The organism is Deinococcus multiflagellatus (assembly GCF_020166415.1).
In the GTDB taxonomy this organism is placed as follows: Bacteria; Deinococcota; Deinococci; order Deinococcales; family Deinococcaceae; genus Deinococcus; species Deinococcus multiflagellatus.
On sequence record NZ_JAIQXV010000001.1, the window covers coordinates 306,909 to 320,307 of the forward strand.

Sequence of the window (13,399 nt, forward strand, 5' to 3'; positions counted from 1 at the left end):
ACGGGAGCGCTGTGCACCGTCATCGTGGTATCCAGAGGATTTCCATCAACAGCTCTGGGGCGAACAAAGTGCGCGACAGCAACATGGACGACGTTGAGGGGTGCTGTTGACCCAAAGTAGAAAGAGCCGCCACGGTCAGAATCACCCGTTCTGGTCTGAAGGTCTACTGGCTGTGGCATTAGCCAAACCCAATGCCTGGGATCTGAACTTTGAAGGCCCTCTGGTGCGGCTCACTCCGCCCATGCTTCAAAGTGAAGTGCAACTCCTATGCCAACCCTTCGGGGGCCGGACTCAGGGTCAGGTCTGCGACCTGCAGGGTCACGTTGGCGCTGGCGCACAGGACCTCCAGCAGGGGGCCCTCGCCAGTGCCGGACAGCTGGACCCACTGGCCTTCGGGCAGGGTGGGGACCAGCACCTCGGGGGCTGGCTCGCCGGGGCGCTGCAGCCGCAGGGCGAAGGGGCGGTGGTGGGCCTGGGGATCGCCGCGCAGAACGCGGACGGCCAGCTGCCAGTGCCAGCGGGGCGCCGGGGGCGGGCCCACCTGCAGGGCCAGTTCCGGGGCATGGTGCTCGGGGAGGCCGCAGCGCAGGACGGTAAACCCGCCGGGCGCCGGCAGCAGGTGGTAGCCAAAGCCCAGGGGGCGCAGGCCGCCTTCGGGGGGCAGTGGCGGGGCGGCCAGATCCGGCGTGAGGGGGTAAGCCGGCCAGGGCCGCGCCGGGCCAGCCAGGGCCAGTGGCTGCGGCACAGAGGCCCGCAGGCGGGTGCGCGCCGAGGCGTCCAGCAGCCCGGCCAGGGTGGCGCGCTGCAGTTCGCTGGCAAACGCCAGCGGCTGCTCGCCGTCCAGGGGCCGCACCGGGCGGTCCAGGGCCAGGGCCGCCTGAAAGGACGCCGGCACCCGTTCCAGAAGGCCGCCCCTCAGGGCCTCGCGCAGGGCGGCTTCGGCTTCGGGGGGCGTGGCCCCCTCCTGCACCAGCACCGTCAGGGCCTGCGCCTGGGCAAACGGCGCCGGGAGGGCCGCCAGTGGGGCCAGCCGGTCGGGGTCGGGCAGGGCGGCGCGCAGCTCGGCGAACAGCAGGGTGCGCAGGGCCGGGTCCAGGCGGCGGCGCACCCCCAGGTCGGGGGTGGCGGCCAGCGCGCGGGCAGCGGGCCACCAGCCTTCGGACTGCCGCAGCACCTCCACGGCGGCCGGGGCGCATTCGGGGGGCAGCAGGGCGGCCACGGCGGCGGGGCTGAGGGGTGGGTGTTCGGCGGTGATCAGGCGGCCCGGCGCGGCGGCGCTGCCCAGGTGGGCGCGCACGCGGCGCTCGCCCTGTGGGGTGGTGATCAGGGCCAGCAGCAGCGGCGCGGGCCAGTTGAGCATGAAGCCCAGGGCGCGGGCGGTGTCTTCGGTCAGGCTCTCGGCGCCGCGCAGCACAAAGGCCACCGGCTGCCCCAGGCGCAGCAGCAACTGGCACAGGGCCACCAGGTCGCGCTCGGGGCCTGCGCCGCTGCTCAGCAGGGCGTCGGCTTCGGCCTGCAGGGCGGCGGGCAGGTGCTCGCGCAGTTGCAGCACCAGGGAGGCCAGCAGGTGGGCCACCGAGGGCACGGCGGTCACACCCACCGCGTGCCAGCCAGCCGCGCGCAGGGCGCTGCCCAGCAGGTCGCCCCGGCCGCTGGCGGCGCGCCCGGTGTAGATCAGGGCCTGCACCTCGTGGCGGGCGCGGGCCAGCACCGGGGCCAGGGCCGCGTCCAGGGCGGGGGGCGTCGGCGCGGGTTCGGGGGCCGGGTCCAGGGACCAGCCCAGGCTGACGAGGCGGCGCCGGGCCTCGTCGGCGCGGGCGGGGGGTTCCTGGTCCAGGCGGCGGCGCAGGGCGCGGCGCACCCGGGTGTGCAGGGCGGCGCGCTGGCGCTCCAGCCACGCGGCCAGCGCGGGGTGCCCCGAATCGTCCAGGCCCGAGAGCGGCGCGGGCCCCAGGGCGCCTAGCCAGCGGTCCAGTTCGGGGGCCGGGGCCTCTTCCCACAGGTCCAGGTCGGTGGGCAGGGCCGACTGCAGCAGGGCCGAGCGCGCCGGGCCCAGCGAGACACCCACGCGGCGCAGGGCCGAGAGTTCCACGCGCAGGTTCTGCAGGCCGCCCTTCTGGGGCCACAGCAGCGCCGCCGCCGTTTCGCGGTGCAGCGGCTGCGCGTCCAGGCTTAAGTAGGCCAGCAGGGTCAGGCCCTTGCGGGACACGGCGAGACGTTCGCCGCCGCGCAGAAGGTGCACGCTGCCCAGGACACTCAGCACAAGGGGTGCGTCGCGGTGGTCGGAACTCGTCGTCAACCGGAACAGTCTAGCGTGTTCCTGGGCAGGGCGGCGCCCAAACCACGGGCGGGCGCCGGCCCCCAATCGTGGGAACCGGCGCCCGGGAGGCAGAGGCCTCAGTAGAAGATCAGTTCGCTGCTTTCGCCGCTGGGACGTTCCAGCGCGTAGGTGTTCAGGGTGCCGCCGCCGCTGTAGGGGCTGGTGGTGCTCAGGCGCAGGGTGGCCAGGGGCAGCTTGCCGGCCAGTTCGGGCAGCGCGTGGGGGTCGGCGGGCACAAAGTCGCGGGTGCAGCGCAGGGTGATCTGCTCGGGGGTCTGGCTGTGCAGCTGGCACACGGCCTGCACGGTCACGCGAAAGGTCAGGGATACCGAACCGCTGCCCGCCGAGGCGACGGACGGCAGGAGCAGGGCAAACAGAGTCAGGGCACGCTTCATAGGGGCCTCCGTGAGGGGTGCGTGTCTGGGCCCCGGGTGAGGGGGTCAGGCAACGCGGAGTGGCCCCAGCGTAGAAAAGGCCCTGACACAGAGTTCTGTCAGCGGCGCACCTTCAGATGAAGTTTTATACGTGGAGTCAGAGGGCCTGGGGAGGTGAAGCAGGTACGGCAGAGGGTGTGAGGGGACGAAGAAGCCGCGCTGGACGGGGCCTTTTGAGTGGCCCTTGGTGCCCGGCCCCTGGGCTTCACTCGGCCTTCACGGCTGAACGGCACAATGGACGATATGAAACGATTCTGGGCGGTGGGGGCGGCAGTCCTGGCAGGCACGGTGGGCGCAGTGGGATACCGCGCCGACGACGGCACCGCCAGTTTTACCCATACGGTGCGCTTTATTCCGGTGCGCGGCACCATCGCCGGGGTCAGTGCGGCCGTGGACCTGGACCCGGCCAATCTGGCGGCCACCACCGGCTCGGTGCGGGTGCCGGTGGTGAACCTCAAGACCGGGATTGGCCTGCGCGACAGCCATGCCAAGGGCGAGAATGCCCTGAACACCGCCAAGTATCCCAATGCCACGTTTACGCTGGAGAAATTGACGGGCGGGCGGCTGGTGGAGGGGCAGACGCTGGCGACCACGGCCACCGGCAAACTCACGGTGAAGGGCACCACCAAAACCATCAGCGTGCCGGTGAAAGCCACGCTGCAGGGCGGCAAGGTGAACGTGAGCACCCAGTTTAAGTTCAACCCCTACGACTACGACGTGCGCTATCCGGGCAGCAGCGATTCGGTGACGGTGGACGTGTCGTTCACGCTGAATAAGGGGTAAACGGGTGCGGCGCCTGTGGGCCGCGCTGCTGGCGCTGGGCCTGGGGTGGGCCGGGGCCACGCCCGCTCCCGCGCACCTCACGCTCTTTGTGTTCGTGAAGTCGCCCGTTCCGGCGCTGACCTGGGACAACATTCAGGCGCGGGTGGTGAACCTGCGGCCGGGCGCGGTGACGCTGGAACTGGGCTGCGGGGCGGTGCGCCACCGTCTGTTGACGGCCGGGGGACAGGACGTGTCGGCCTTCCGGGAGGACGTGGCGTGCGCTGGCAGCGTCCGGGAGGTTCTGCTGCTGCCGCGCTGGGGCACGCCGCTGAGCGGCTTTCCGCCAGAGGTCACCGATCTTCCAGACGGGCGCTATGTCTTGGAAACCACCTTCGAGTATGGCCCCTGGCACCTGATCCGCCGGACGACCGTGGTGGTGCAGAAAGAGGCCCCGGCCCCCTCCACCCCACCTTGAACTGCGTCTAAAAATCCCTTGGTGTCCAGAGGACACGAACTTCGTGTCTGAAATCAGGCGGTAGACTGCCACATGCGAGGTGACCCCCTCCCCCATCTGGGGGGGCTCCTCACGACTGGAGGCACAACATGAAAGTAGGGATTAACGGCTTCGGCCGCATCGGTCGTCTGGTGTTTCGTGTTCTGGAAGCGCGCGGTGTCGAAGTGGTCGCCATCAACGACCTGACCGACAACAAGACGCTGGCCACCCTCCTGAAGTACGACAGCACGGCCGGCAAATTCGACGGCACCGTCGAGTACGACGAAGAGAGCCTGACGGTCAACGGCAAGAAGATTCACGCGCTGGCCGAGCGTGACCCCGCGAATATCAAGTGGGGCGAGATGGGCGTGGACATCGTCATTGAATCCACCGGGATCTTTACCAGCCGCGAGGGCGCAGGTAAGCACATCCAGGGCGGCGCCAAGAAGGTCATCATCACGGCCCCCGCCAAGGGCGAGGACATCAGCGTGGTGCTGGGTGTGAACGAAGGCGACTACGACGCCGCGCAGCACCACATCATCTCCAACGCCAGCTGCACCACCAACTCGCTGGGCGCGCCCATGAAGCTGCTGGACGAGGCCTTTGGCATCGAAAAGGCCATCATGACCACGGTGCACAGCTACACCAACGACCAGCGCGTACTGGACCTGCCGCACAGCGACCTGCGCCGCGCGCGCGCCGCCGCCGTGAACATCATCCCCACCTCCACGGGCGCGGCCAAGGCCGTGTCGCAGGTGTATCCCGCGCTGAAGGGCAAGTTCGACGGGACCAGCCTGCGCGTGCCCACCCCCACGGGTTCTATCAGTGACGTGGTCGTGATTCTGAAGCGCGACGTGACCGCCGAGGAAGTCAACGCGGTCTTCAGACAGGCGGCGGAAGGCAGCCACAAGGGCATCATCGCCTACACCGAAGACCCCATCGTGCTCAGCGACATCGTGGGCGATCCCCACAGCGCGATCATTGACGGCGGCCTGACGATGGCGATGGGCAGCCTCGTGAAGTTCTTCAGCTGGTACGACAACGAGTGGGGCTACAGCAACCGCATTGCGGACCTGGTGCAGCTCGTTCAGCAAAAAGGCTAAACGGCGATGGTTGATGGTAGATGGTGAATGGAAAAGATTCCTTCCCATCTACCATCAACGTTCTCCTATCAACCTCACCGGAGAAGACATGCAGACTCTGAACCAACTTGATGTTCGCGGCAAGCGCGTGCTGGTGCGCGTGGATTACAACGTGCCGGTCAGCGGCGGTGTGGTGCAGGACGACACCCGTGTGACCGCCAGCCTGCCCACGCTGAAGGCGCTGCTGAACGCGGGCGCGCGCAACCTGATTCTGATGAGCCACTTTGGCCGTCCGAAGAATGGCCCCGAGGAGAAGTATTCGCTGAGGCCTGTGGCCGCGGTGCTGGAGAGTGCCCTGGGGCGCCCGGTGAAGTTCATTGCGGGCACGGCGGACAGCGACGAAAGCCTGGCCGCCGTCCAGGCCCTGGCCGAGGGCGAGGTGGCGCTGCTGGAGAACGTGCGCTTCAGTGCAGGCGAGGAAAAAAACGACGCGGCCCTGAGCGGGAAGCTGGCGCAGCTGGGCGACGCCTTTGTGCTGGACGCGTTTGGCAGCGCGCACCGGGCGCACGCCAGTGTCAGCGGGGTGGCGGGGCAACTGCCGCACGCCGCTGGCCTGCTGCTGCAGACCGAGGTGGACGCCCTGTCGCGCCTGATCGAGTCGCCCCAGTCGCCGTACGTGGTGATCATCGGCGGGGCCAAGGTCAGCGACAAGATCAAGGTAATTGAAAACCTGCTGCCCAAGGTGGACCGCATGCTGATCGGCGGCGGAATGATGTTCACCTTCCTCAAGGCGCGCGGCGGCCAGATCGGCAAGAGCCTCGTGGAAGACGACCAGGTGGAATACGCCCGGGGCCTGCTGGACACCTACGGCGACAAGCTGATGCTGCCCACCGACGCCGTGGCCGCCGACCGTTTTGCCGCCGACGCCGAGACCAGGGTGGTCCCCGCCGACCAGATTCCCGAGGGCTGGATGGGCCTGGACATTGGCCCGGACACCCAGCAGGCGTATGCCCAGGCCCTGGAAGGCGCCAAAACCGTGTTCTGGAACGGACCGATGGGCGTCTTTGAATTCGAGAAGTTTGCGGCCGGCACCAACGCGGTGGCGGCGGCGGTGGGCAGCCTGAAGGATCAGGCCTATACCGTGGTGGGCGGCGGCGATTCGGTGAGTGCCATCAACAAGAGCGGCAAGGCCGACCAGATTGACCACATCTCCACGGGTGGCGGCGCCAGCCTGGAACTGCTGGAAGGCAAGGCCCTGCCCGGCGTGGAGGCCATGCGCTAGAAGCGCCAGGGGGCGCGCGGTGGGCCGTGCAGACCCTGCCCCCCCGGCGCGCCCTCCCTTTTCCCTGCTGAACGGAGCACCTATGCAAAACCTGCTGGCCCTGAACTGGAAGATGAACAAGACCCCCACCGAAGCCCGCGCCTGGGCCCAGGAACTGGCGGGAAAGCTCTCCCCTGGCCCGGCCGAACTGGCGGTCATGGCCCCTGCGATTACCCTCAGCACGCTGGCAGCCAACCTGCCGGCGGGCGTGGCGTTTGGCGGGCAGGATGTCTCGGCGCATGAGGCCGGGGCCTACACCGGCGAAATCAGCGCGGCAATGCTGAAAGATGTGGGCGCCACCTACGCGGTCGTGGGCCACAGCGAGCGGCGCGAGTACCACGGCGAAACCGACGCCGCCGTGGCCGCCAAGGCCAAGCAGGCGCAGCTCAGCGGCCTGATTCCGATTGTCTGCGTGGGCGAAGGGCTGGACGTGCGCGAGCGCGGCGAGCATGTGGCCTACACCCTGGCGCAGCTGGACGGCAGCCTGAGCGGCGTGGGCCCCGACGTGGTGATCGCCTATGAACCGGTCTGGGCGATTGGCACCGGCAAAACCGCCACCGCTGACGACGCCGAAGAACTGGCCGCCGCCATCCGCGAGGCCCTGACCACCCGCTACGGCAGCGACGCCGACGAGATTCGCGTGCTGTACGGCGGCAGTGTCAAGCCGGACAACATCGCCAGCATCTGTGCCAAGCCGAATGTGAACGGTGCCCTGGTGGGCGGCGCCAGCCTGAAGGTGGCCGACGTGCTGGGCATGAACGACGCTTTGAAGGGCTAAGGGGAATTGGGTCTGGCGATATCCAGGCCCAGATCTTCTCTATGATTAGTGATTATATTCACGATTCTGCCAGTGCGTGAATTTTTTGTTTTCCAGCAGAACTTTGTCTATTTCTCTCCTAACCAGGGCCCAATCTAGAGCGGCAAGTGGGCTTGTACCGCTGAGCGAAAGTTAGGCACGCCTTCAGGGCCCACAAGTTTGCAGAGCAGCGGGAGGCCTGCAATCAAGGGGCCAACCGACGGCGCAGCTTGAGTTGTGATTGCGGGCACGCCTCTCCTGCCCTGTCCTTCCTGCTCCCGGAGGCCCACTTTTGGAAGCTCTGACGATCCAGGGACGCGAAACTGATCGGAGGTGTTGACACCTACTCTCCGCATCCTGGCCCAACTCAGCTGTGCCCAGAACACGCCAGGGACGGCTGACCTTCCACTACAGTGTCGGCATGTCGTCTCTGTGGTCGCGCCCGGCAGCGGAACTTCTGGACGCCACGGCCAGTGCCGAGGCCACGCCCGGCGGCGGGGCGACGGCGGCCGTGGCCGCAGCGTTCGGCGCCGCGCTGCTGAGCATGGCCGTGGGCATCTCGCAGAAGAGAGAGGCTTCGGCGGAATTGGAGAATGCGGGCAGGCAGGTCACGGCGCTGCGCCGTCGCCTTCAGGCCCTGGCCGATGAGGACGTGCAGGCGTTTGGGCAGTATGTGAAGGCCAGCCACCTTCCCAGCGACGACCCTGGGAGGCCAGAGGCGCTGCAGGCGGCGGGCGAGACGGCCATGCAGGTGCCCCTGACCCTCGCCCGGACCATCGTGGAGGGCCTGGAGGCGGCGCAGGCGCTGGCCCCGCAGGTTCACCCGGAAGTGGTGAGCGACGTGGGGGCCGGGGCCAGCCTGCTGCAAGGCGCCTTGCTGGCCGCGCTGCTGACAGTGGAGATCAATCTGCCCCATGTCGCCGCTGACGCGCGGGGCGCCATTCAGGCCGAACACGACCGTTTGAAGGCACGGGGGATGGGGCAGGCTCAGGCCACGCTGGACAGCTGTGCCGGGCGCCTGCGGCAAGCGGCGGGCGAAGGGTAGGTCAGCGAGAGAGCACGGTTCCCCGAAGCAGCCCAGCGTGGGCGGCAACGGGGGACCGCAGAGTTGAGCGGGCGCTTTTGAGACAGGCCCTGGCACAGAGACGCTCCTGTACGCCTCCGCCAAGTCAAGTCACCAATTGAAGGCCATACCGCAAGCGGGGTCAACGCCTCGTCAGCCGAGCCTAATTGTCTAGATCGGAAATTATTTTCACGCTTTACAAGCTGCGCGGTTGTGATTTTCTATAACGGTCCCATCTTTTCTGTTTTGCCTGTGCCAGCCGTGGCCCAGGAGGAGGTTTTATGACTCTGTACCGTTCTGGCCGTGTGGCGGCTCTTGTTTCGCTGGCCCTGGTGCTGGGGGCCTGTGGCTCTCAGACGCCGCAGGTGGCAGGGCGCCAACCTGTTCTGCAAGCGCAGGCGACAGGCCCAACAGCGACGTTTGACAGCACAGGGGCGTGGGACACAGGCTTCACCGGCCGCATCACCCTGCGCAACCCCGGCACCACCCCCATCACCGGCTGGACTTTGAAATTTAAGTTCAATGGCAACGCCGCCGCTGGTGCCTCCGTCTGGGGTGCCGGGGGCAGCATCTCCAAGGACAGCAGTGGGCTGTACACCATCACCCCCAACAGCTGGGGCGGCGCCACGATTCCCGCTGGCGGCAGTGTCACCATCGGCTACGACGGCACGGGTCAACTCACCGGCGTCAACACCTGCACCCTGAATGGCACCAGTTGCGCTGGCGGCACCACGCCTCCACCGACGGGTGACACCACCGCGCCGACCGTCAGCCTGACCGCGAGCCCCAGTACGGTCACCAGTGCTGGCACAGTCAGTCTGAGTGCGACGGCGAGCGATAACGTCGGCGTGACGAAGGTGGAGTTCTATCAGGGCTCGACCTTGCTGAGCACCGACACGACGGCGCCGTATACCGCCACGGAGACGGTCACCAGTGCGAACAATGGCACCCGCACCTATACGGCCAAAGCATTTGATGCGGCGGGGAACACCAAGTCGGCTTCGGCGTCGGTCACCGTCAATATCTCCGGCACCACCCCGCCCCCGCCGCCCACGGGCGGCCTGCCCAAGCACGCCCTCTTTGGGTACTGGCACAACTTCGACAACGGCAGCGGCTACATCCGCATGAAGGATGTGAATGCCGCCTGGGACGTGATCAACCTGTCGTTTGCCGAGAACAAGCCCGGCGGCGCGGAGGGTGAGGTGGCCTTTGAGCTGTGCCCCCCACAAAGTTGCGGCGCCAATGCCGAAACCGAGGCGGACTTTATCGCCGGGATTCGCGCGCAGCAGGCCAAAGGGAAGAAGGTCCTCATCAGCCTGGGCGGGGCCAACGCGCATATTCAGCTGAACACGGCAGCGGCGCGCGACAACTTCGTGCGCACGATGGGCGACATCATCGCCCGCTACGGCCTGAACGGCCTGGACATTGATCTGGAAGGCGGGTCGCTGGCTCTGAATCCGGGCGACACGGATCTGAACAACCCCACCACACCCGCTGTCGTGAATCTGATCAGCGCGGTGCGCAGCCTCAAGGCACGATTTGGCTCGAACTTTATCCTCACCATGGCGCCAGAGACAGCCTACGTGCAGGGCGGGCTGTCCAGCTACGGCGGCATCTGGGGCGCGTACCTGCCGCTCATTCATAACCTGCGCAGCGACCTGACCACGCTGCATGTGCAGCACTACAACACCGGTTCGCTGGTGGGCACCGATGGCCGCACCTACACGCCCGGGACCGTGGATTTCCATGTGGCGATGACCGATATGCTGCTTACCGGCTTCAACCTGGGCGGCAACCCGGCCAAACGTTTTCCGGGCCTGCGGACCGATCAGGTGGCGATTGGGCTGCCTTCGGGGACACGCTCGGCAGGCAGCGGGTACACCACCCCGGCCGACGTGCAGCGCGCTGTGACCTGCCTGACCAGCGGCACGGGGTGCAACACGTACCGCCCGGGGACCACCTACCCGGCCCTGCGCGGCCTGATGACGTGGTCGATCAACTGGGACCGCGCCGACGGCCTGAACTTCTCGGGCGCACACCGGCCCTTCCTGAATTCACTGCCCTAGGGCAGAGCAAGGGGACCGGTCACGCCAGGAGCATCGGCGTGGCCGGCCGCTGCGTGACAGGGCCGCGAACGTGGCCCTGATCAGCTGTGCCCCACCCCGAAGTGTGGCCGCCACGAGGCAAGGCGCCACACGGGAGCACCCGTGTGAGGACGCCGGGCAGACGGAGCAAAACCGCCACGGGGCGGTAAGAAAGCTGCCTCTTGGGCCCACCCCGGACGCGCAGGTTCGCCGTTCCTAAGGGGCCCCACAACCCACTCTGCCTATACTGAGCGCCGATGAGCATGTTTTCCAACATTCACGGGCTGCCCCAGCATGTGGGCCAGACGGTCACCGTGCACGCGTGGCTGCAAGACAAGAGCGGCAAGGGCAAGATTCAGTTTCTGAAGCTGCGCGACGGCAGCGGCTTTGTGCAGGCCACGGTCTTCAAGGGCGACGTGACCGAGGACGTGTTCGAGCAGGCCAAGCGCCTGACGCAGGAACAGGCCGTCACCATCACCGGCGAGGTGCGCGCCGACGAGCGGGCCCCAGGTGGCGTAGAACTGAGCGTGCGTGGCCTGACGCCGATCAGTGAGAACCACGCCGAGTACCCCATCACGCCCAAGGAACACGGCATTGAGTTCCTGATGGACCACCGCCACCTGTGGCTGCGCCACCGCCGCCCCTGGGCGATCATGCGGGTGCGCGACTGTGTGCAGCGTGCCATCGTGGACTTTTTTCACGGCGAGGGCTTCATCCGCTTTGACGCGCCGTTTTTTACCCCCAATGCCGCTGAGGGCACCACCGAGCTGTTCGAGATTGACCTGTTTGGTGAAGACAAGGCGTACCTGAGCCAGACCGGGCAGCTGCACGCCGAGGCGGGCGCATTCGCTTTTGGCAAGGTCTACACCTTTGGCCCCACCTTCCGCGCGGAGAAGAGCAAGACCCGGCGCCACCTGCTGGAGTTCTGGATGGTGGAGCCGGAAGTGGCCCCCAGCACCCACACCGAGAACATGGCGCTGCAGGAGCGCTTCGTGAGCTTCCTGGTGCGCCGCGCGCTGGAACAGTGCCCAGAGGAGCTGAAGCTGCTGGGCCGCGACGTAAGCAAGCTGGCAGGGGCGGCCGAAGGGAACTACCCGCGCGTGACCTACACCGAGGCGCTGGAGATCATCCGGGCGCATATCGAGAGCGGCGACTTGCCAACCAACGTGCAGGCCGATGTGCAGCCTGTGGAATGGGGCGACGACCTGGGTGCGCCGCACGAGACCATTCTGGGCCACCACTTTGACCGCCCAGTGATTATTGAGCGCTACCCGGCGGCCATCAAGGCGTTTTACATGCAGCCCGACCCGGGGGACCCCCGCGTAGCCCTGTGCGACGACATGATTGCCCCGGAAGGCTACGGCGAAATTATCGGCGGCAGCGAGCGCATCCACGACTACGCGCTGCTGAAGAGCCGCATTGAGCACGAAGGGCTGCCGCTGGAAGCTTTCGAATGGTACCTAGACCTGCGCCGCACTGGCTCCATGCCGCACGCCGGCTTTGGCATGGGCCTGGAGCGCGTGATTGCCTGGATCACGGGCATTGACCACATCCGCGAGGCGATTCCCTTCCCCCGGATGCTGACCCGCATGCGCCCCTGATTCGGAGCATGAAAAGGGCCCCTGGCAAGTGCAGCCAGGGGCTCTTTTTTGATGCAGAGCCTCAGGACCGGGGCGGGTCTAGCCGGCCCTGGTCCACCATGTGCTCGTCCACGACCAGTTCCTCGTAGGCAAGCTGCAGGGGCACGGTCTCCTCGCGCACGAAGGTGTCCTTGAAGAGGCGCACCTCCTGGGCCACCACCGTTTCCTTGCCGGGCACGGCGCGTTCGTCGTAGAGGAGGACCTCGTACGTTTCGCCGGGGGCCAGGGTGCGGGTGCCGATCTGCACGGCAGGGGAACCCTCCTGCGCGGTCACCACCAGCACTTCAGACACCAGCTCCACGCGCACGGTTTCCTCGCGCACGCGGCGCTCGCGGCGAACGACAACGCGGCCCGTCTCTTCACGGACCTTTTGAATCTCGGCGCGTTCTTCACGCAGCTCAATCACGCCCTGCAGGGCGCGGCGGACCCTTTGTTCCTCGGTCATAGGCAGGAAGTGGGGAGGGCTGTGTCCAGACCCTCCCCAGACCGCTTAGCGGCGATCAATCTTGCCGTCGAGGGGGTCCACGGCGTCCTTGACCGCGTCCACCGCCCGCTCGGCCACGTTGCGTCCATCGTGCAGGTGGGCTTCGGTGCCCTGCACGGCCACCTGACCGTTCTGGTTGACATCCAGCACTTCGCGGCCAATGGTTTCGGTGACGGTCTGCTGCTCGGTGACCGTGCGCTTGCCGATTTCCACCTCTTCGGTGACATACGCCTGCTTGCTCACGTTGGCGCGTTCGGCTTCCAGCGTCACTTCCACCGTTTCGGTGCCGGCGCCCAGCGTCACGTTGCCAGACACCGGACGGGCGTCACTCACCACATGGCGCTCGATGACGATCTCTTCGCGCTCCAGCGGCACGGTGACATTCTCGGTGCGGGTTTCGACGTGCTTGCCGATCTGCACCTGGCCCGCCACATAGCGGTCCTTGTTCACGCGCAGACGCTCTTCGAGCAGCTGCAGACGCTGGGGGGTCTGGAACATGGTGTCGTCGCGCTGGGTGTAGTTGAAGTTCCCGGCTGCGTGCTGGGTGCTGGTGTCCACGCCGCGCAGGATGCGCTCGTCGGCCACCTGGGCCTCGTACTCATAGTCCTGGCCGGCCACATAGCCCGACATGCCCTTGACCTGGTCCTTGCTGAGGTTGTCGAAGTACACGCCGTCGTCTTCAATGCGCGCCATGCCCACGGGCACCATAACTTCCTTGGCCGAGAACCAGCCGCCCACATCCACGATCAGGTAGCGGATCTGGCCGCCGTCGTCGGTGAGGGCCTCGCGCACAGTGCCGACCTTCTCGCCGCCGTAGCCGTAGGCGGTCTGTCCCACCACGTTGTAGGTATCGCCCAGATCATAGTTGCGGTCACGTACCAGCTCAGACATCGGAATCAGTCTCGCCATAACACCCTCCT

Annotated in this window: 12 protein-coding genes; 8 read left to right on the top strand and 4 right to left on the bottom strand. The window is 67.0% G+C overall.

Features of this window, described 5'->3' with window-relative positions; all coding sequences use genetic code 11:
• Window positions 1-265 precede the first annotated feature (265 nt).
• Both K7W41_RS01470 and K7W41_RS01475 read right to left on the bottom strand, forming a co-directional pair.
• Window positions 266-2,299, bottom strand: a complete 2,034-nt coding sequence (locus K7W41_RS01470; protein WP_224603978.1) for a hypothetical protein — start codon at window positions 2,297-2,299, stop codon at window positions 266-268.
• A 98-nt stretch (window positions 2,300-2,397) separates the two neighbouring features.
• Complete coding sequence (locus K7W41_RS01475) at window positions 2,398-2,715, bottom strand: hypothetical protein (protein WP_224603980.1); 318 nt, start codon at window positions 2,713-2,715, stop codon at window positions 2,398-2,400.
• Window positions 2,716-2,997: 282 nt separating this feature from the next.
• On the opposite strand from K7W41_RS01475, the gene K7W41_RS01480 reads away from it, so the two are divergent.
• From K7W41_RS01480 to asnS, 8 genes are all read left to right on the top strand, one after another.
• Window positions 2,998-3,537 (top strand): YceI family protein, encoded by a 540-nt coding sequence (locus K7W41_RS01480; RefSeq protein ID WP_224603983.1) that lies wholly within the window; start codon window positions 2,998-3,000, stop codon window positions 3,535-3,537.
• A 4-nt stretch (window positions 3,538-3,541) separates the two neighbouring features.
• On the top strand, window positions 3,542-3,991 hold the full coding sequence (locus K7W41_RS01485; protein WP_224603985.1) for a hypothetical protein: 450 nt from the start codon (window positions 3,542-3,544) through the stop codon (window positions 3,989-3,991).
• 128 nt (window positions 3,992-4,119) lie between these two features.
• Window positions 4,120-5,112: a type I glyceraldehyde-3-phosphate dehydrogenase gene (gene gap, locus K7W41_RS01490; protein WP_224603987.1), complete on the top strand. Its 993-nt coding sequence runs from the start codon at window positions 4,120-4,122 to the stop codon at window positions 5,110-5,112.
• 88 nt (window positions 5,113-5,200) lie between these two features.
• Window positions 5,201-6,373: a phosphoglycerate kinase gene (locus K7W41_RS01495; protein ID WP_224603989.1), complete on the top strand. Its 1,173-nt coding sequence runs from the start codon at window positions 5,201-5,203 to the stop codon at window positions 6,371-6,373.
• An 82-nt stretch (window positions 6,374-6,455) separates the two neighbouring features.
• A complete protein-coding gene (gene tpiA / locus K7W41_RS01500) occupies window positions 6,456-7,190 on the top strand; it encodes a triose-phosphate isomerase (RefSeq protein ID WP_224603990.1) in 735 nt (244 codons plus the stop codon).
• Window positions 7,191-7,629: 439 nt separating this feature from the next.
• On the top strand, window positions 7,630-8,253 hold the full coding sequence (locus K7W41_RS01505) for a cyclodeaminase/cyclohydrolase family protein (RefSeq protein WP_224603991.1): 624 nt from the start codon (window positions 7,630-7,632) through the stop codon (window positions 8,251-8,253).
• A gap of 299 nt (window positions 8,254-8,552) precedes the next feature.
• The gene (locus tag K7W41_RS01510; protein ID WP_224603992.1) at window positions 8,553-10,337 is read left to right on the top strand and encodes a chitinase; all 1,785 of its coding nucleotides are present in this window, start codon (window positions 8,553-8,555) and stop codon (window positions 10,335-10,337) included.
• Window positions 10,338-10,618: 281 nt separating this feature from the next.
• On the top strand, window positions 10,619-11,956 hold the full coding sequence (gene asnS / locus K7W41_RS01515; protein ID WP_224604556.1) for an asparagine--tRNA ligase: 1,338 nt from the start codon (window positions 10,619-10,621) through the stop codon (window positions 11,954-11,956).
• Window positions 11,957-12,017: 61 nt separating this feature from the next.
• Here asnS and K7W41_RS01520 read toward each other — a convergent pair whose 3' ends face one another.
• Window positions 12,018-12,440: a DUF2382 domain-containing protein gene (locus tag K7W41_RS01520; RefSeq protein WP_224603993.1), complete on the bottom strand. Its 423-nt coding sequence runs from the start codon at window positions 12,438-12,440 to the stop codon at window positions 12,018-12,020.
• Between the two features lie 45 nt (window positions 12,441-12,485).
• Entirely contained in the window at window positions 12,486-13,388 is a 903-nt protein-coding gene (locus K7W41_RS01525) for a PRC and DUF2382 domain-containing protein (RefSeq protein ID WP_224603994.1), read from the bottom strand.
• Between the last annotated feature and the right edge of the window lie 11 nt (window positions 13,389-13,399).